Genomic DNA, 17097 nt, shown 5'->3' on the forward strand with positions numbered 1-17097 from the left:
TGCCGCCCGCCTGGGCCGGGCGGCAAAGTCGCCCGGCCCTGCACTACTAACAGTCCGTCCGTACGCCGCCTACGCGGCAGGGGAAGGCGCGTAGGCGGATCTGAGGGCCAGGTGGGCGTCGGAGGGGGCGTTGGTGTGGTCGAGGCCCAAGAGGGCCGCGCCTACCACTGGTGGTACGTCGATCACTCGGGCTACCGCCTTGGGGGCGGCGGCGTTGAGGAGGCGAATGACCGTCTCCATCAACAAGGGGTGGCCGGCGGTCAGTACGCCGCCGCCGAGGATCACGTCGGTCGGCTCGTCGAGGATGTCGAGTCGGCGCATGGCGACGACGGCCATCGTGACGATCTCTTCGGCCTGGTGCTGCACCACCTCGCGGGCGATGGGATCGCCGGCGGCTGCTACCTGGAAGAGGACGGGGCCAGCTTCCAAACGGCGGTGGTAGGGAATGTCGCCGAGGTGCAGGGCCTCGATGAGAGCCGGGACGGACGGTACGCCGTAGTGCGCCGGGAGGGCAGTGGCCAGAGCGGTGTCCGGGCCACGACCGTCGTCGGCGCGAGCTGCGGCGGCGAAGGCCTCTTCGGCGAGTTGCTGGCCGCCGCCCCAGTCGCCGGAGATCCGGCCGACCGCGGGGAAGCGGGCGGTGCGGCCGTCGGGCAAGAGGCCGGCGCAGTTGATGCCGGCTCCGCAGACGACCGCGACGCCGCGCGGCTCGTCCACCCCTGAACGCAGCAACGCGAAGGTGTCGTTGGTGACGTAGACCGACTCGGCCCAGCCGAAGCGCTCGAAGGCCGCGCTCAGTCGCTCCTCCTCGATCGGGAGGTCGGCGTTGGCGAGGCAGGCCGAGATCTGCTGGACCAGCGGCCGGTCGCCGAGGGTGAGTCCGGCCGCGGCGGCTGCAGCCCGCACCAGCGGCTCCAGGCCGGCCACGGCGGCGTCGGCGCCGATGACATGCGGCTCGAAGCCGCCGCCGCGTGCCGTCCCGAGCACGCGGCCGTCCGCCGACACCAGGGCGACGTCGGTCTTGCTGTTGCCCGCGTCGAAGGCCAGGACACCGCCCGGCACCGCGGCTCCGCTTATCGTGCCCACGGCAGATGCTCCTTGTTGTGGGCGAGCAGCTTGTCCGTCAGCTGCTCGGCAAGGGTGATCTGACCGACCAGCGGGTGGGCCAGCAGTGCCTCGAAGACGCGATCACGACCGCCCTTGATCGCCGCCTGCAACGCCAGATCCTCGTACGCCGTGACGTGCGCGACCAGACCGGCGTACAGGGGCTCGAGCGGGGCGAGGGCGACCGGCATGGTGCCGTCGGCACCGACGGTGGCCGGCACCTCGATCACTGCGTCGTCGGCGAGGAACGGGAACGTGCCGTCGTTCAGCGTGTTCACCACCTGGATGTCACCGGTGTCGTTGAGCAGTGACGACGCCAGGTCGACGGCGGCCTCGGAGTAGTACGCACCGCCACGCTGTTCGAGCAGGGCGGGCTTCTCGTCGAGCTGCGGGTCGGCGTACATCTCCAGCAACTGGGTCTCCAACGCAGCCACCTCCGCGGCGCGCGACGGCTTGGTCAGCAGCTCCTGCACCACCTCGTCGTGCTGGTAGAAGTAGCGCAGGTAGTACGACGGTACGACACCCAGCTGCAGCAGCAACTCGGGCGGAAGCTTCAGGTCCGCGGCCAGCTCGCCCACGTGCCCCTCGAGCAGCTTCGGCAGCATGTCCTCGCCGTCGACGCGCACCGCGCGCTCCCAGGTGAGGTGGTTCAGCCCGACGTGGTCGAGCTGCACCTGCTCCGGGGTGACGCCCAGCAGCTTCGCGAACCGGCGCTGGAACCCGATGGCGACGTTGCACAGCCCGACCGCCTTGTGGCCGTGCGACAGCAGCGCACGGGTCACGATGCCGACCGGGTTGGTGAAGTCGATGATCCACGCGTCCGGGTTGGTACGGCGGACGCGCTCGGCGATGTCGAGCACCACCGGTACCGTCCGGAGCGCCTTCGCGAGTCCGCCGGCGCCGGTCGTCTCCTGACCGACGCAACCGCACTCCAGCGGCCAGGTTTCGTCCTGGTTGCGCGCCGCCTGCCCGCCGACCCGCAGCTGCAGCAGTACGGCGTCCGCGCCGTCGATCCCGGCGTCGACGTCGGTGGTGGTGACGACGCGACCGGGGTGACCTTGTTTGGCGAAGATGCGCTCGGCCAGCCCGCCGACCAGTTTCAGCCGGTCCTCGGCCGGGTCGACCAGGACCAGCTCGGTCACCGGCAGCGTGTCACGCAGCCGGGCGAAACCGTCGACGAGTTCGGGAGTGTAGGTGGATCCGCCGCCTACGACTGTGAGTTTCAACCTTTGACCCCTGTGAGTGTGACGCCCTCGATGAAGGCCTTTTGAGCGAAGAAGAACAAGATGATCACCGGGGCCATCACCAGGACGGTGGCGGCCATGGTGAGGTTCCAGTTGGTGTGGTGGGCGCCCTTGAAGGACTCCAGGCCGTAGCTCAGCGTCCAGGCGGCCGGGTTCTCGCTGGCGTAGATCTGCGGGCCGAAGTAGTCGTTCCAGCAGTAGAAGAACTGGAACAGCGCGACCGCGGCGATGGCCGGCTTGGCCATCGGCAGGATGACCCGGACCAGCGCCCGGAAGTCACCGCAGCCGTCGACCTTGGCCGCGTCGACGTACTCCTTGGGAATCGTCAGCAGGAACTGGCGCAGCAGGAAGATCGAGAACGCGTCGGTGAAGGCCAGCGGGATGATCAGCGGCCACAGCGTCCCGGACAGGTGCAGTTGCTTGGCCCAGAACAGATACATCGGCACGATGATCACCTGGGGCGGCAGCATCATCGTCGAGATCACCAGCATCATCGCGAAGTTGCGGCCGCGGAACTTGAACCTGGCCAGGGCGTAGGCCACCGGGATGCTCGACACCAGCGTCAGTACGGTGCCGAGAACGGCGTACATCAAGGTGTTCTTCCACCAGGTCAGGAACCCTGGTGTCTCCCAGACGGTCTTCAGGTTCTCCCAGTGCCAGCTGTCCGGCCACAGGTTGCGGGTCAGCGCCTGCTGGTCGCTCATCAACGCGGTCAGCGCGACGAACACGAACGGCAGAACGAAGAACAGCGCGGCGGCGATCGCCAGGGCGTGCACGGCGACCCAGTTCAAGAACCTGGTACGCCGCGCTTCGCGGCCCGCGTTGGTCAGGCCGGGCGCGGAAGCGGGGGCCTCCACGCGGGGTTCGGTCAGGGTGCTCATTCAGCAGTCTCCTAGTCGTCCGTGGCCAGGAAGCCACTGCCGCGGCGCATCAGGAACGCCGTGAAGATCATCGCCAGTACGAACAGGACCAGGGCGATCACGCTCGCCCCGCCGGTGTCGAACCGCTGGAAGCCGAGGTTGTAGACCAGTTGCGGCAGGGTCAGGGTCGACTTGTCCGGATAGCCCGGCTCGAACTGTTGCCCTGAGCCACCAATCACGCCACTGGCGACTTTTCCGGCGATCAACGGCTGGGTGTAGTACTGCATCGTCTGGATGACACCGGTGATGATGGCGAACAGCACGATCGGCTGGATGTTCGGCAGCGTCACGTGGACGAACCGCTTCCACGCGCCGGCGCCGTCCAGCGACGCCGCCTCGTACTGCTCCAGCGGTACGTCGAGCAGCGAGGCCATGAAGATCACCATCAGGTCGCCGATACCCCAGATCGCGAGCAGGGTCAGCGCCGGCTTCGACCACGCGGGGTCGTTGAACCAGCCCGGCTGCGGCAGCCCGAGCTTGCCGAGGATGCTGTTCACCGGCCCGGTACCGGGGTTGAGCAGGAACGCGAACGCCATCGTCGCGGCCACCGGCGGCGCCAGGTACGGCAGGTAGAACATCGTCCGGAAGATCCCGGCGCCGGTCTTGACCTTGGTGATCAGCAGGCCGATGCCGAGCCCGAACACGACCCGCAGGGTAACCATCACGATCACCAGCCAGAGCGTGTTGCGCAGGGCCGGCCAGAAGAACGGGTAGTCGGTGAAGACGTAGGTCCAGTTCTTCAGGCCGGTCCACACCGGCGGTGTGAACCCGTCGTACTTCATGAAGCTGAAGTAGACGGTCGAGACGAGCGGATAGAGGAAGAAGACACTGACCCCGATCAGCCACGGGGAGAGGAACGCCAGGTTGCGCAGCCGTTCCTTCCGCCGCTTCTGCCGAAGCCCTACGGAGATGGTCGTCATCACTTGGCCTGCGCGAGGTCCTTGTCGACCTGGGCGTCGGTCTTGGCGAGACCCCCGGCCAGATCGGTCTGCTTGCCGGCCTCGAACTGGTAGCCGAAGTCCTGGAGCGTGAGCTGGTAGGCGCCGCCGTTCGGGCTGGCCGGGGTGGTGCTGCTCTTCGGGTGCTGGGCGATCTCGAGGAAGGTCTTGAATCCCTCGTCGACCTTCAGGTTCGGCGACTTCAGCGCGTCCAGGGTGGACGGCACGTTGTGGATGGCGTTGGCGAAGTTCACCACGGCGTCGGTGTCGGTGGTCATGTACTTGACCAGCTCCCAGGCCGCGTTCTGCTTCTGGCTGGTGCTCGCGATCCCGATGATGGTGCCGGACAGGTAGCCCTTGCCGTAGCTGTCGGCCTGGTCGTCCGGGACCGGGAACGGCGCGACGCCGATGTCGAACTTGACCCCGGCCTCCTTGGCCATCCCGAGCCGCCACTCACCGTCGATCGCCATCGCGACCTGGCCGGTGTGGAACGGGTGCTTCGCGCCCCACTCGTCACCGAAGGTGGCGCGGTACTTCTCCAGCTTGGCGAAGCCACCGAGCTCCTTGACCAGGTTGGCCTGCCAGGTGAACATCTTGGCGAACGCCGGGTCGGCGGCCAGGTTCGACTTGCCCTCGGGCGTGAAGTACGTCGGGTTCCACTGTGCGGCGAAGTGCGTGGAGGTGGACTCGTAGCCGTGGAAGTTCGGCATGAAGCCGAGCTGGCTGTAGCCGTCGCCCTTGGGCTTGGTCAGCTTCTTCGCGGCGGCGTCGAACTCCGACAGCGTCTTCGGCGGCTCGGTGATGCCGGCGGCCTTGAACGCGTCCTTGTTGTAGTACAGGCCGTACGCGTCGTTCAGCAGCGGCAGCGTGCAGCGCTGACCCTGGTACTGCGTGTAGTCCTGCAGCGCCTTCGGGAAGGTCTTGTCGAGGTCGATCTGGGACTTGTCCAGGAACGGCTTCAGGTCGGCGAAGACCTTCGACGAGCAGAACGTCCCGACGTTGTCGGTGGTGAACGACGAGACCACGTCGGGCGAGTTCGGGCCGCCCGCGCGCAGCGCCTGCTTGACCTTGTCGTCGGCGACGTTCCCGACGGCCTTGACATGGATGTTCGGATGCTTCGCCTCGAACGCCTTGATGTTGGCGTCGATCGCGGCCACTTCGCTGGGGGCGCTCCAACCGTGCCAGAACGTGATGTTCACGTCCTTGGTGGCGTCGTCGTTGGCCTTCGGGGCTTCCGACGTACCGGTGCAGGCGGTGGCCAGCAGGGCCACCGCGGCGGTGCCGATCGCGGCACGGGACAGGCGTTGCATCCGTTTGACTCCTAGGAATGGGGTGGAGAACTGGCGGTGTCGAAGATTTCGTCGCGGGTGGTGGTGAGAGCGGACTGGAGAGCACCCGACAGCACGGGATCGAGGGTGATCGCGGTCATCAGCAACCGCGGTCGTGGGACGGCGAGGTCGGCCAGTTCGTCCTGGACCAGGCCCCGCAGGCGTTCGCCGCCGGCGGTGATGACGCCACCGGCGAGCACGATCAGTTCCGGGTCGACGACGGCGACGATGGCGGCCAGACCGACGGCGAGCCGATGCGCGAACTCGGCCAGGACGGTGTCACCGGCGCCCGGCGTCTGCAGGGCGGCGGCGATCGCGGCCTCCGGTGTCCGCGCCTTGATGCCGTTGGCGCGGGCCAGGGCCAGCACCGGTTCGCCACCGGCCAGCTCCTGGAAGCCGCCGGCGTTGTTCCGGCCGACGTTGCGGACGAGCGGCGTACCGGGCAGGGGCAGGAAGGCGACCTCGCCGGCGCCGCCGGTGGCGCCGCGGTGCAGGCGGCCGTTGACGACGATCGCCGCACCGATGCCTTCCTCGCCCCAGAGCAGGACGAAGTTCTCGCTGTCCCGGGCGTGCCCGACCTGACGCTCGGCCACCGCGGCCAGGTTCACGTCGTTCTCGACCTCGAGCGGTACGGCGATCGCCGCGGCCAGCTCCTCGAGCAGGTGCGGGGCGTGCCAGCCGGGCAGGTGCGTCGCGTAGCGCAGACGCCCGGTGGTCGGGTCGAACCCACCCGGGGTGCCGATCGAGACCCGGTGCAGGTTCTCCCGGTTCAGGCCCGCCTCGCCGGCGGCGCCCTCGATCGCCTTGACCACCCGCTCGACCGTGCCCTTGGCACTGCGGCCGGGTGTGGGCAGCTCGTAGCGGCCGACCACCTTGCCGGTCAGGTCGGCGATCGCCGAGCGGATCCGGGTCGGGGTGACGTCGAGACCGGCGACGTACGCCGCGTTCCCGTTGATCTCGTACAGCTGGGCGTTCGGTCCGGGGCGGCCGGCGGTGGTGCCGCTGGCCCGGACCAGGTTGGCCGCCTCCAGGCGGGCGAGCAGCTGGGAGGCGGTCGGCTTGGACAGGCCGGTCAGGTGCCCGAGCGTCGTCCGGGACAGTGGCCCTTGGGACAGCAGCAGGTCCAGAGCGGCCCGGTCGTTCATCGCGCGGAGCAGGCGGGGTGTTCCAGGTGTTGTTGCCATGGGACAACCCTGCCTCCCTTCGCGGGTCTCGTGCAGTCGGCTCGCTGCGTGGGACGCAACCAAGTCAACTGTTAGGAAAGTTTCCTATTATCGCGAGACCGTACGGTGATCGGCTCCGGCTGTCAATCGTCCGGCGTCAGTTAGGGTTGCCTAATATGTCGACCGGCGAGTTGTTGAGACGAGCGGTACGACGGCATCGGGGGCGCATGATCGTCGGCGTACTGCTGTCGTCGCTACACCAAGCGACCGAAGCAGCCGTTCCGGTGACGATCGGGGTGTTCGTCGATCGAGCCGTCTCCACTGGTGAGGTCGAGCCACTGATCTGGTGCGTGCTGATGCTGCTCGCGTTGTTCGCGGTGCTGTCGAACGCTTGGAAGCTCGGGGCGCGGCAAGTGATGCGCGCAATCGAGTACGAGACCCACGCACTGCGGCTCGAGGTGGCCCAGCGGGTGCTGGATCCGCGCGGGCAGCGGACCGGGCTGAGGGCCGGGGAGCTGCTGTCGATCGCGACCTCCGATGCCGAGAAGACTGCGCTGATCCTGCGGTCCGTCTCCGTCGCCTGTGCGTGCATCACTGGGCTGGTCGTGTCCTCGGTCGCGTTGCTGCTGGTCGACGTGTCGCTCGGGGTCGGCGTACTGATCGGCGTACCGGTGGTGGTGTTGGGGATTCAGGCGCTGTCGCCACTGCTGACCCGCCGTACGTCGACTCAGCAGGAGGCGGTCGCGCAAACGACCGCACTGGCCGCTGACCTCGTTGGCGGGCTGCGGACGCTGCGGGGGATCGGCGCTCAGCACAATGCGGCCGCCCGGTACCGCCACTCGAGTCAGACGACGCTGCGAGCCACCCTGCGTGCGGTGTCGACCGCTGGGCTGCAGGACGGAGTCAGTACGGCGCTGAGCGGGCTGCTGCTTGCTGCGGTGGCCGGGTTTGCCGGCTGGTTCGCACTGAACGGGCGGATCAGTATCGGTGAGCTGATTGCGGTTGTCGGGTTGGCGCAGTTCGTGGCCGAGCCGGTTGGCACGCTGGGCTATGCGAGTCAGGTGCTGGCGACTGCCCGTGCGTCTGCTGGTCGCCTCGCGTCTGTGCTGTCGTCACAGCCGCTCGTCGAGACCGGTACGTCGACCGCCATCGACCCTGGTCAGCCGCTGCTGACACTTCGCGGGGTGTCGTACAAGACGTTGTCGGACGTCGATCTGACTGTTCTTAGAGGCGAGTCAGTCGGGGTGCTCTGCTACGACCCGCGCGATGCGGACGCGTTGCTGACACTGGTCGGCGGGCGCACCTCTGAACACACCGGCTCTGTGCAGGTCGGCGGTGTGGCGATCGATGAGTTGGATATCGACGCACTCCGCAACACAGTGCTGCTGGAGCAGCACGACACCGATCTGTTCGAAGGCACGCTGCGCAGCAACCTGCTGGTCGAGTCGCCCGCACTTGAGCGCGTGATGACGGCAGCGGGTGCTGCTGACCTGATTGATGAGCTGGACCGGCCACTGGCTGATCGTGGCCAGGCACTCTCCGGTGGCCAACGCCAGCGATTGGGCCTGGCCCGCGCATTGCTCGCTTCGCCACCTCTGCTCGTTCTGCATGACCCCAGTACGGCCGTTGACGCGGTCACTGAGGAGCTGCTCGCGGAAGGGCTGGCGGAGGTCCGCTTCGGCCTGACCACGCTGGTGCTGACCAGTAGCCCGGCCCTGCTCGGGAAGATGGATCGCGTGGTCGTGCTGGCCGATGGGGTCGTCGTGACCGAGGGGCTGCATGCCGAGCTCGCTGAGTCGGACGCGACGTACCAGGAAGCGGTGCTCCGATGAACCTGCTGCCCGTAGCCGGCCCGCGTGCGACGTGGGCGCTGTTGTGGAGTGAGATTCGCAAGCTGCCCGGGCTGTCGATCGTCGCGGCCGTGGTGATCACCGGTGGCAGTGCGGCCGGTCTGGTCGCGCCCTGGGCGCTCGGTGCGCTGGTCGACGACATCTCCGCGGGGGCGGACCGCTCTGCGATCGTGAAGGTGGTGCTGCTGATCGGTGGCGCCGCTGTGCTGGCCGGTCTCCTCACAGCGCTGGGTGTCATGCTCGTCGCGCGCGTCGGGGAGACGGTGCTGGCGCGGATCCGGGAGAGAGTGCTGGATCGGGCGCTGCAGCTCCCCGCACCCGTGCTGGACAAGGTGCGCACGGGCGACCTGCTGTCCCGGGTCGGCGACGATGTGGCGACGGTCGCGAAGGCTTTGACCGATATCGGGCCGATGCTGCTCGGAGCCGCGCTGACGATCCTCCTGACCGCAGGTGGCATGTTCGCGCTCGACTGGCGGCTCGGCCTGGCCGGACTGCTCGCGCTGCCGATGTACCTGCTGGCACTGCGGTGGTACCTGCCGCGGTCGGCGCCTTTCTACGCGCAGGAACGCATTGCGATGGGCGATCGGTCCGAGGCGATCATCGCGTCACTGCGGGGTAGTGCGACCGTGCGGGCCTACCAGCTCGAAGACGTCCAGCTGGCGAAGATCGATGCGACCTCCGCGACCGCGCGAGACCTGTCGATCAAGGTGTTCAAGATCTTCAGCTTCTTCTCGTCGCGGATCAACCATGCCGAGTTCGTGGGGCTGAGCGCGATCCTGGTGGCCGGGTTCTTCCTGGTGCGCGGCGATCTCGTGACCATCGGTGCGGTGACGGCGGCCGCGCTGTACTTCCATCGGCTGTTCAACCCGATCGGCGCGGTGATGATGCTGTTCGACGAGGTGCAGACAGCGGCCGCGGGCATGGCGCGGCTGGCCGGCGTACTGGAGATGGAGCAAATCTCCGCGCCGCCGCCTGGTCCCGGTCCGGCGGATGCGTCGCTGGAGCTGGTCGACATCGCGCATTCGTACGACGGGCCGCTTGTGGTCGACCAGGTGTCGCTGCGGCTCGAGCCGGGTGAGCGGGTCGCACTCGTCGGCGCTAGTGGTGCCGGGAAAACCACACTGGCTGCGCTGGCGGCCGGAGTCCTCACGCCGACGGCCGGTGTGGTGAAGCTGGGCGGTGTGGACGTGCAGGCGCTTGGTGAGGACCGCACCCGGTCGCAGGTTGCTCTGCTCAGCCAGGAGGTTCACGTGTTCTCTGGGACGCTGGCTGACGACGTACGGCTTGCTCGGCTGGACGCTACGGATGCTGAGGTCGAAGCCTCGCTGGAACGCGTTGGTGCGCTGGCGTGGGTGCGTGCGCTTCCGGACGGGCTGGAGACCGTGGTGGGGGAAGAGGGGCATCAGCTGACCGGTGCGCAGTCGCAGCAGTTGGCGTTTGCTCGGCTGGTACTCGCTGACCCGCCGGTCGCCGTACTGGATGAGGCGACAGCTGAAGCGGGTAGTGCTGGTGCTCGTTCGTTGGAACGCGCATCGGTGGCCGCCACCGAGGGCCGTACGACGCTGATCGTGGCGCACCGGCTCACACAGGCGCAGCAGGCGGATCGGATCGTTGTGCTCGACCAGGGGCGGGTGGTCGAGTCGGGCACGCACGACGGACTACTCGCCGCCGGCGGCCGCTATGCCTTGTTGTGGCGTAGTTGGACGGGCTTCAGGCCTGGTGAGCCAGGAGAGCGAACGACACCAGCCAGTGCGTCGACATGAAGTCGCCATCGGTGACAGTCGGGAGTACGGCGTCGATCTGACGGTCAGCGCCTGCCTGCAGTGCTTCGGCGACGTCCGGCAGGCTAGGTGCGATCGTGCGGAGCTGCCAGGCTCGTGACAAGGCCAGCCCGGACAGGTGGGCCAGCTGCCCGTCGCCGGAGTCGTCGGTGACCGGAACCTCCAGCAGGTGCTGGTGATTGTCCTTCCCGAGCCCCGGCAGGAAAGCCTGCAACCACTCCGTGAACTTTGCGGCAGGCAGCACCCGGCGCATCAGTTCGGCCTCGGACAGCGCGGGGGACAGGAAGTCCGTCCCGGACGGCTCGAAGCGGGTGTCGTACGCCGTGTCGCCGCCGAACCAGTCGACCGCACGACGCCGGATTGCGTCGACGACCTCGCCCCGGCCGAGGTCGTCGTACGCTTCCAGCAACAGCGACAGGGCGAACGCTGTGTTCAGGTGGGCGCCGTGGCGGACCGGGTAGGCCTGCCGCGGCAGCCAGTCGAGGACCAGGTCCGCGATGGTGTCGCCGAGCGGCAGCAGCGGCCACCGCTCGTGTCCGGCGGCGACCAGCATCGCCGCCCAAGCCCAGCCGTACGGACGTTCGTACGACGGGCGCTCCCGCAGGTACGCCGCCTCGGTCGCGATCGCCTCAGCGGTAAGCCGTTGGTTCAGGAGCTCAGTCGACCTGGCATCTGGTGCGAGTTTGAGCAGCTGGACGAGCGACCACTGCATGTGCGCGCTGGAGTGCCAGTCGTAGGAGCCATGGAACGCCGGGTGCAGCTTCTCCGGCGTTACGTCGACATCCTCGGGACCACGCGAGGCGTGCGCGGCGCCGTACGGGTAGGGCGTCTCGAGCACCTCACAGGCGATCGCGGACCAGGCAGCGGCGTACTTCATGGGTGGGATCTCCTAGAAGGCGAAGAAGTACATGATGGCGATGTTGCAACCCAGCAAGGGGATTGCAGTCGGGATCTGGGCCTTGATCGGTCCGTACTGATCCTTCATCTCCAGCAGGGCCGCTGGAACCAGATTGAAGTTGGCGGCCATCGGCGTACAGAGAGTGCCGCAGAAGCCGGCCAGCATGCCGATCGCGAAGACCACCGCCGGCGCACCGCCGAATTGCTGCACCAGCAGCGGCCAGCCGACCGCGGCCGTCATCACCGGGAACGCTGCGAACGCGTTGCCCATGATGATCGTGAAGACCGCCATACCGATGCAGTACAAGGCGACTGCGGCGATCAGCGAGCCCTTGGGCACCAGGTGGTCAGTCACTCGGCCGACTGCCTTGCCGACACCGGAGGCGTTGAACAGCAGCCCCAGTGTGGCCAGCATCTGCGGCAGGATCGCCGCCCAGCCGATGTGCTCGAGCAGTCGACGCCCCTCGTGCAGCGGTACGGCGGGGGAGCGCGGCCGGAGCAGCGCCATGCCGACCGCCAGTGCCAGCAGGGATGCGACGCCGAGCCCGATGATCGTGGCCGAACCGGACTGCAGCAGCGGCTTGCCGTCGCCGAGCTTGACCTTGGCCAGCCACGCACCGAAGAGCGCAGCCACCACGGGGATGACGAGTGCGGGCAGGAACAGCTTGTTGCCGAACTTGTCGGCGAACGTCGCTCGCTCGGCCTGCGTCGTCGTACGCTCCTCGCCCTTGCCGGGGAAGCCAGAGCCGGCCAGCACCGCCAGGCCGATCACCGCGATGCCGAGGAGCCAGGCGGGTGCGGTCTTGTTGACCACAAAGGTGCCGTAGCCGAACGAGAGCCCGAGGATGCCCCAGAAGGCCGCACTGCCGAGCCGCTTGGGGTTGGTGCGGTCGTTGAGGACCTGCAGCGCGATCAGCACGAAGAAGATCCCGCAGAGCCAGTAGAACCACTCGACCTTGATCACTTCGCTGCCTCCTTGGCCTCGGCCCGGGCCGCGCGGGCCAGGTGGTCCAGCTGGCGATCGAGATAGAGCAGCCGGGCGCCATGGATGAGAAGTGCGCAGATACCGGTCGGGATCGCCCAGAGCGCGATGTCGATCGCCTCCAGGTGCAGCCCGTACGTCGTGTCGACGAACCCGGTGATCAGCAGGATCGAGCCGATCGCGACGAAGATGTCCTCGCCGAAGAACAGTCCGACCGTGTCCGCGCTGGCGGCGAAGCCCTTGATCTTCTCCTGGAGCTTGTCCGGCAGTTTGCCGTAGCGGCGTTCGGCGGCACCGGCCGCCATCGGGTGGATCAGCGGCCGGACCGCCTGCGCGGGACCGCCGATACTGGTCAGGCCGAGCGCCGCCGTACCCTGCCGGATCAGCAGGTAGATGGCGAGCAGCCGGCCGGTGGTGGCGAAGGTGAGCTTGCCGATCAGCTTGCGGGCCTGATGCTGCAGGCCGTAGCGCTCGATCAGCCCGATCACGGGCAAGGTGACGATGAAGACGGTGACGGAACGGCTACCGGCGAACCCGTCGCCGAAGGCGTTCAGGATCTTGACCGGCGACAGGCCGCCGATCAGACCGGCCACGATGCCGGCCGCGGTGACGACCAGCATCGAGTTCAGCCGGAGCGCGAAACCGACGACGACCACCGCGATGGCGAGCAGAACCCACATGGTTCCTCCCAGGGACGGACGGTGTGACTGCGCGAGTGCGATTCCCGTCACCATAGGAGATTGTTGAACGATCCTGCAATAGATCATTCAAACAAGTCGGCTTGTCAGGAGGTTTTGAGGCTCTCGAAGGGCGCGACCGGTACGACGCCGCAATCGAAGCCGCCATGCGAGTGCGGTAAGTCTGCAGGCGAGTGTCGAGAGCAGGTTGCTGGTAAGGGCTTTCCGGCGACCTGCTTCCCGCAGTCGACGTGATATCGGGGATGCCTGCCACCGAAGCCACCGTGTTCCGCGACCGAAGCCACCGTGTTCCGCGACCGAAGCCACCGTGCTCCGCCGTGACCGCGGGCATCGACTGTGAGGAGATTGGCGCCTGCAATCGATTTCCGGCAGCACGGTCCTCACAGTCGGCGGCGTACCTCCCGTGCGGCGACCGAAGCCGGTGTGTGGAATGGCAGGGGGCTAGGGCAGTCGCCAGTCGATCGGCGTCGCGCCTTGCTCGACGAGCAGTGCGTTGACCCGGCTGAACGGACGCGAGCCGAAGAACCCCCGGTCCGCCGACATCGGGCTCGGGTGCGCGCTCTCGACGTACGGGACGCCTTTGAGCATCGGCTTGAGCGTCTGCGCGTCGCGACCCCAGAGGATGGCGACGAGCGGTCCGCCGCGGTCCACGAGCGCGTGGATCGCCTGCTCGGTCACCGACTCCCAGCCCTTGCCGCGGTGCGACCCGGACTTGCCCGGCTGCACGGTGAGCACTCTGTTGAGCATCAGTACGCCCTGCTCGGCCCACGGCGTCAGGTCGCCGTTCGACGGAGCCGGTACGCCGACGTCCGCCATCAGCTCGCGGTAGATGTTCTGCAGGCTGCGGGGGATCGGCCTGACATCCGGAGCGACCGAAAAGCTCAACCCCACCGGATGCCCCGGTGTCGGATACGGGTCCTGCCCGACCACGAGCACCTTCACCTGCTGCAGCGGGCTCTTGAACGCACGCAACACGTTCTCCCCCGCCGGCAGATACGGCCGCCCGGCCGCGATCTCACCCCGCAAGAACTCACCCAGCCGACTGACCGTCTCCTCGACCGGCGCCAGCGCTTCCGCCCAGTCGGGCGCCACCAAATCCGTCAAAGACTTCGGGCTCACCCGCCACAGCATGTCAGCCGCCGAACCCTCTCCGCCACTCGCCCTGTGACGTCGCTCTCTGTTCGCGTGTCGGCCCACCGCCGTACCGCTCCCGCAGGTACAAAGGTCTCGGCCTCGCAAGGTATGAGCTTGCGAGGCCTTTGCACGCCCCCACCTTGTGCACCCACCAACCACCTCACCGCCCCCAAACTGGTCGAGGCGTGCCCAAGGTGATGATCCGTGCCCAAAGGTGGGCGGGCGTGTCTTTGTGCACGGGGCCGATCGTCGCGCCCACCTTGTGCACCGCTCAACCGTCTGCGGGCCGTCGAAGTGGTTGGTGGGTGCTCAAGGTCGGGGGGTGAGGCGACTTTGGGCACGGTTCGCTCGGGTGCGGGCGGTGGGAGTGGTTGGTGGGTGCTCAAGGTGGGGTTGGTGACTGGGGACACTGACAGGGGGGGCGTTGGGGCCGGATGATGGCGCGCATGTGGCGTGAGTTGATGAAGTCGAAGGTTCATCGGGCGACGGTGACGCAGGCGGACCTGCATTACGTGGGGTCGTGCACGTTGGATGTGGCGTTGATGGAGGCGGCTGATCTGGTGGCCGGCGAGAAGGTGGACATCGTCGACGTCACCAACGGGGCGCGGCTGTCGACGTACCTGATCGAGGGGCCGCGGGGGTCCGGGGTGGTCGGGATCAACGGGGCGGCGGCGCATCTGATCCATCCGGGGGACGTCGTCATCCTGATCGCGTACGGGATGTTCGAGTCCGCGGAGGCGAAGACGTTCGTGCCGAGCGTAGTCTTCGTGGACGAGCAGAATGCGATCACGCGCGTCGGCTCGGATCCCGCGGAAGCGCTGCCGGACAGCGGCCTGACCCGCGGTGACGAACTGCACACCCGGGGCTGACAATCGGGCCCCTGCGCCGAAACGAGGACTGGTCGACGATGACCGAGAACACCACAGACGCAGCGCCGAAGACCGCGTCGCACGACTCCGAGCCGAGCGCGAAACTGGCCGCGTTCATGAACTCGGGGTGGGCCGACTCCGAGCGAACCGACGTGACGCTGAGCGATGTCGGCGTCTGGGCGGCGAAGCGGCGGGACGCGCTGTCGCAGGCGTTCCCGGGCGAGCGGCTGGTGATTCCGGCCGGGACCTACAAGGTCCGCTCCAACGACACCGACTACGTCTTCCGGCCGCACACCGACTACGTGTGGCTGGCTGGTGACCAGACCTCGGACGCCGTCCTCGTGCTGGAGCCGAACGGGACGACCGGCCACGACACCGTCCTGTACTTCCGCCCGCGCGCCGACCGCAGCCAGGGCTCGGAGTTCTGGCGCGACCGCATGTACGGCGAGCTGTGGGCCGGGCGCCGTCCGTCCCTGGCCGAGACCGCCAAGGAGTTCGGCGTCGAGACGCGGCACATCGACCAACTCGCCGACGCGCTGAAGAACGACGTACCGACTCGGGTACGGCGGGCCGAGGACCAGTCGATCGCGGCGCTGCTGAGCGGTGCGCGGACCGACGACGCCCGGGACAAGGAGCTGGCCACGACCCTGTCCGAGCTCCGGCTGGTCAAGGACCCGTGGGAGATCGAGCAGCTGCGCGAGGCGGTAGGAATCACCCACCGCGGGTTCTCCGACGTACTGGCCGAGATGGACCGCGTCCGCGAGTACGGCGAGCGCTGGATCGAAGGCACCTTCTGGCGCCGGGCCCGGGCCGAGGGCAACGACGTCGGCTACACCTCGATCGCCGCCGCCGGCCCGCACGCGACCACGCTGCACTGGATCGAGAACGACGGCCCGGTCGTCGACGGCACGCTGATGCTGCTCGACATGGGCGTCGAGAACCGCCAGCTGTACACCGCCGACATCACCCGGACCCTGCCGGTGAACGGCGAGTTCACGCCGCGCCAGCGCGAGCTCTACCAGCTCGTCCTCGACGCGCAGAACGCCGGCATCGCGGCGCTCAAGCCCGGTGTTCCGTTCCAGTCCGGGCACCGCGCCGCGATGGAGGTCATCGTGCACGGTCTGGACGCGATGGAGCTGCTGCCGGTCTCGGCCGAGGAGGCCCTGGACCCGGCGAGCAACCTGCACCAGCGCTACACGCTGCACGGCACCAGCCACATGCTCGGCCTGGACGTGCACGACTGCGCCTCGGCTCGCGAGGAGACCTACCGCAAGGGCGACCTGCAGACCGGCTACGTCCTCACCGTCGAGCCCGGCCTGTACTTCCAGGCCGACGACCTCACCGTCCCCGAGGACCTGCGCGGGATCGGCATCCGCATCGAGGACGACATCCTGATCACCGACACCGGCGCCGAGAACCTCTCCGACGCCATGCCGCGCACCATCGAAGGCCTCCAGAACTGGATGTCCTCGTAGGTCGAATGGGTCACCAGGGGAGGGGGCCGTGGCGGTCTTGGAAGGTGGCGGTGGGGCCGTCGGGGGTGATGGTGGCCATCCGGACGATGATCTCGGCGCCTTCTTCGACGGTTTGCGGGCCGCCGTGGTCGTTGAGGTCGGTGGCGGTGTAGCCGGGGTCGACGACGTTGATCCGCAGTCCCGGCAGGGCCTTGGCGTACTGGAGGTTGAGCATCACGGCGGCCGCCTTGGACGACGCGTAGGCGATCGGTGTCAGGCTCGACTCCAGCCGGTCGGGATCGGTCACCACGCCCTTGGAGCCGAGCCCGCTGGCCACGTTCACCACGACCGGCGCCTTCGATGCCTCGAGCAACGGCAGGAACGCCTGGGTGACCCGGACGATCCCGAAGACGTTGACGTCGTAGATCCGAAGCATCTCGTCGGCGCCGAGCTCGGCAGGCGAGGTCGGCGAGCCGCCGATGCCGGCGTTGTTCACCAGTACGTCGAGGTGCCCCTCGGTCTCGCGGATCGTCTTGGCGGCGGCGTCGACCGAGGCCTGGTCGGTCACATCGAGCTGGATGAACCGGGCGCCGAGCCGATCGGCCGCGGCCTGACCGCGCTCGGTGTCGCGGGCGCCGACGTACACGGTGTGGCCGAGGGCAACGAGTTGGCGGGCGGTTTCGTAGCCGAGGCCCTTGTTGGCCCCGGTGATGAGAGTGATCGTCATGTCTCCAG

The 17097-nt window shown here is 68.0% G+C and carries 15 protein-coding genes; 4 read left to right on the top strand and 11 right to left on the bottom strand.

Annotated features, from left to right (window positions below; translation table 11 throughout):
• Positions 1-69 precede the first annotated feature (69 nt).
• The 6 genes from ABZS29_RS12205 to ABZS29_RS12230 are packed head-to-tail and all read right to left on the bottom strand — an operon-like array spanning position 70 to position 6718.
• Positions 70-1086: a BadF/BadG/BcrA/BcrD ATPase family protein gene (locus tag ABZS29_RS12205; RefSeq protein WP_355461127.1), complete on the bottom strand. Its 1017-nt coding sequence runs from the start codon at positions 1084-1086 to the stop codon at positions 70-72.
• The gene (locus ABZS29_RS12210) at positions 1074-2330 is read right to left on the bottom strand and encodes a 6-phospho-beta-glucosidase (protein WP_355461129.1); all 1257 of its coding nucleotides are present in this window, start codon (positions 2328-2330) and stop codon (positions 1074-1076) included. The genes ABZS29_RS12205 and ABZS29_RS12210 overlap by 13 nt, the downstream gene beginning before the upstream one ends.
• The gene (locus tag ABZS29_RS12215) at positions 2327-3229 is read right to left on the bottom strand and encodes a carbohydrate ABC transporter permease (RefSeq protein ID WP_355461130.1); all 903 of its coding nucleotides are present in this window, start codon (positions 3227-3229) and stop codon (positions 2327-2329) included. The genes ABZS29_RS12210 and ABZS29_RS12215 overlap by 4 nt, the downstream gene beginning before the upstream one ends.
• Before the next feature lie 11 nt (positions 3230-3240).
• Positions 3241-4188, bottom strand: a complete 948-nt coding sequence (locus ABZS29_RS12220; RefSeq protein ID WP_355461132.1) for a sugar ABC transporter permease — start codon at positions 4186-4188, stop codon at positions 3241-3243.
• On the bottom strand, positions 4188-5516 hold the full coding sequence (locus ABZS29_RS12225; protein ID WP_355461134.1) for an ABC transporter substrate-binding protein: 1329 nt from the start codon (positions 5514-5516) through the stop codon (positions 4188-4190). The genes ABZS29_RS12220 and ABZS29_RS12225 overlap by 1 nt, the downstream gene beginning before the upstream one ends.
• Positions 5517-5527: 11 nt before the next feature.
• Entirely contained in the window at positions 5528-6718 is a 1191-nt protein-coding gene (locus ABZS29_RS12230; RefSeq protein WP_355461136.1) for an ROK family transcriptional regulator, read from the bottom strand.
• 155 nt (positions 6719-6873) lie between these two features.
• On the opposite strand from ABZS29_RS12230, the gene ABZS29_RS12235 reads away from it, so the two are divergent.
• Together ABZS29_RS12235 and ABZS29_RS12240 are read left to right on the top strand one after the other, a co-directional pair.
• A complete protein-coding gene (locus ABZS29_RS12235) occupies positions 6874-8529 on the top strand; it encodes an ABC transporter ATP-binding protein (RefSeq protein ID WP_355461138.1) in 1656 nt (551 codons plus the stop codon).
• On the top strand, positions 8526-10310 hold the full coding sequence (locus ABZS29_RS12240) for an ABC transporter ATP-binding protein (RefSeq protein ID WP_355461140.1): 1785 nt from the start codon (positions 8526-8528) through the stop codon (positions 10308-10310). The genes ABZS29_RS12235 and ABZS29_RS12240 overlap by 4 nt, the downstream gene beginning before the upstream one ends.
• On the opposite strand, the gene ABZS29_RS12245 is transcribed toward ABZS29_RS12240, so the two are convergent.
• The 4 genes from ABZS29_RS12245 to ABZS29_RS12260 all read right to left on the bottom strand — a co-directional run bounded on the left by ABZS29_RS12245 (position 10258) and on the right by ABZS29_RS12260 (position 14036).
• The gene (locus ABZS29_RS12245) at positions 10258-11205 is read right to left on the bottom strand and encodes a DUF2891 family protein (protein WP_355461142.1); all 948 of its coding nucleotides are present in this window, start codon (positions 11203-11205) and stop codon (positions 10258-10260) included. The two genes, ABZS29_RS12240 and ABZS29_RS12245, sit on opposite strands and share 53 nt — an antisense overlap.
• 12 nt (positions 11206-11217) lie before the next feature.
• Positions 11218-12189, bottom strand: coding sequence for a DUF979 domain-containing protein (locus ABZS29_RS12250; RefSeq protein WP_355461144.1), 972 nt, complete (start codon positions 12187-12189; stop codon positions 11218-11220).
• Positions 12186-12887: a DUF969 domain-containing protein gene (locus ABZS29_RS12255; RefSeq protein ID WP_355461145.1), complete on the bottom strand. Its 702-nt coding sequence runs from the start codon at positions 12885-12887 to the stop codon at positions 12186-12188. Before ABZS29_RS12255 ends, ABZS29_RS12250 begins: the two co-directional genes overlap by 4 nt.
• Before the next feature lie 459 nt (positions 12888-13346).
• Positions 13347-14036: a uracil-DNA glycosylase gene (locus ABZS29_RS12260; RefSeq protein WP_355461147.1), complete on the bottom strand. Its 690-nt coding sequence runs from the start codon at positions 14034-14036 to the stop codon at positions 13347-13349.
• A gap of 449 nt (positions 14037-14485) precedes the next feature.
• On the opposite strand from ABZS29_RS12260, the gene panD reads away from it, so the two are divergent.
• Together panD and ABZS29_RS12270 are read left to right on the top strand one after the other, a co-directional pair.
• The gene (panD, locus tag ABZS29_RS12265; protein ID WP_355461148.1) at positions 14486-14908 is read left to right on the top strand and encodes an aspartate 1-decarboxylase; all 423 of its coding nucleotides are present in this window, start codon (positions 14486-14488) and stop codon (positions 14906-14908) included.
• Between the two features lie 38 nt (positions 14909-14946).
• Complete coding sequence (locus tag ABZS29_RS12270) at positions 14947-16383, top strand: aminopeptidase P family protein (RefSeq protein ID WP_355461149.1); 1437 nt, start codon at positions 14947-14949, stop codon at positions 16381-16383.
• A 10-nt stretch (positions 16384-16393) separates the two neighbouring features.
• Here ABZS29_RS12270 and ABZS29_RS12275 read toward each other — a convergent pair whose 3' ends face one another.
• The gene (locus tag ABZS29_RS12275) at positions 16394-17089 is read right to left on the bottom strand and encodes an SDR family oxidoreductase (protein ID WP_355461151.1); all 696 of its coding nucleotides are present in this window, start codon (positions 17087-17089) and stop codon (positions 16394-16396) included.
• Between the last annotated feature and the right edge of the window lie 8 nt (positions 17090-17097).

This window comes from Kribbella sp. NPDC005582 (assembly GCF_040605415.1).
GTDB lineage: Bacteria > Actinomycetota > Actinomycetes > Propionibacteriales > Kribbellaceae > Kribbella.

Bases quoted from the DNA above. Each gene is read 5' to 3' on its own strand.
- ABZS29_RS12260 (WP_355461147.1), bottom strand. From the start codon at position 14,036: ATGCTGTGGCGGGTGAGCCCGAAGTCTTTGACGGATTTGGTGGCGCCC.
- ABZS29_RS12270 (WP_355461149.1), top strand. From the start codon at position 14,947: ATGACCGAGAACACCACAGACGCAGCGCCGAAGACCGCGTCGCACGAC.
- ABZS29_RS12240 (WP_355461140.1), top strand. From the start codon at position 8,526: ATGAACCTGCTGCCCGTAGCCGGCCCGCGTGCGACGTGGGCGCTGTTG.
- ABZS29_RS12225 (WP_355461134.1), bottom strand. From the start codon at position 5,516: ATGCAACGCCTGTCCCGTGCCGCGATCGGCACCGCCGCGGTGGCCCTG.
- panD (WP_355461148.1), top strand. From the start codon at position 14,486: ATGTGGCGTGAGTTGATGAAGTCGAAGGTTCATCGGGCGACGGTGACG.
- ABZS29_RS12245 (WP_355461142.1), bottom strand. From the start codon at position 11,205: ATGAAGTACGCCGCTGCCTGGTCCGCGATCGCCTGTGAGGTGCTCGAG.
- ABZS29_RS12215 (WP_355461130.1), bottom strand. From the start codon at position 3,229: ATGAGCACCCTGACCGAACCCCGCGTGGAGGCCCCCGCTTCCGCGCCC.
- ABZS29_RS12220 (WP_355461132.1), bottom strand. From the start codon at position 4,188: ATGACGACCATCTCCGTAGGGCTTCGGCAGAAGCGGCGGAAGGAACGG.
- ABZS29_RS12235 (WP_355461138.1), top strand. From the start codon at position 6,874: ATGTCGACCGGCGAGTTGTTGAGACGAGCGGTACGACGGCATCGGGGG.
- ABZS29_RS12275 (WP_355461151.1), bottom strand. From the start codon at position 17,089: ATGACGATCACTCTCATCACCGGGGCCAACAAGGGCCTCGGCTACGAA.
- ABZS29_RS12255 (WP_355461145.1), bottom strand. From the start codon at position 12,887: ATGTGGGTTCTGCTCGCCATCGCGGTGGTCGTCGTCGGTTTCGCGCTC.
- ABZS29_RS12230 (WP_355461136.1), bottom strand. From the start codon at position 6,718: ATGGCAACAACACCTGGAACACCCCGCCTGCTCCGCGCGATGAACGAC.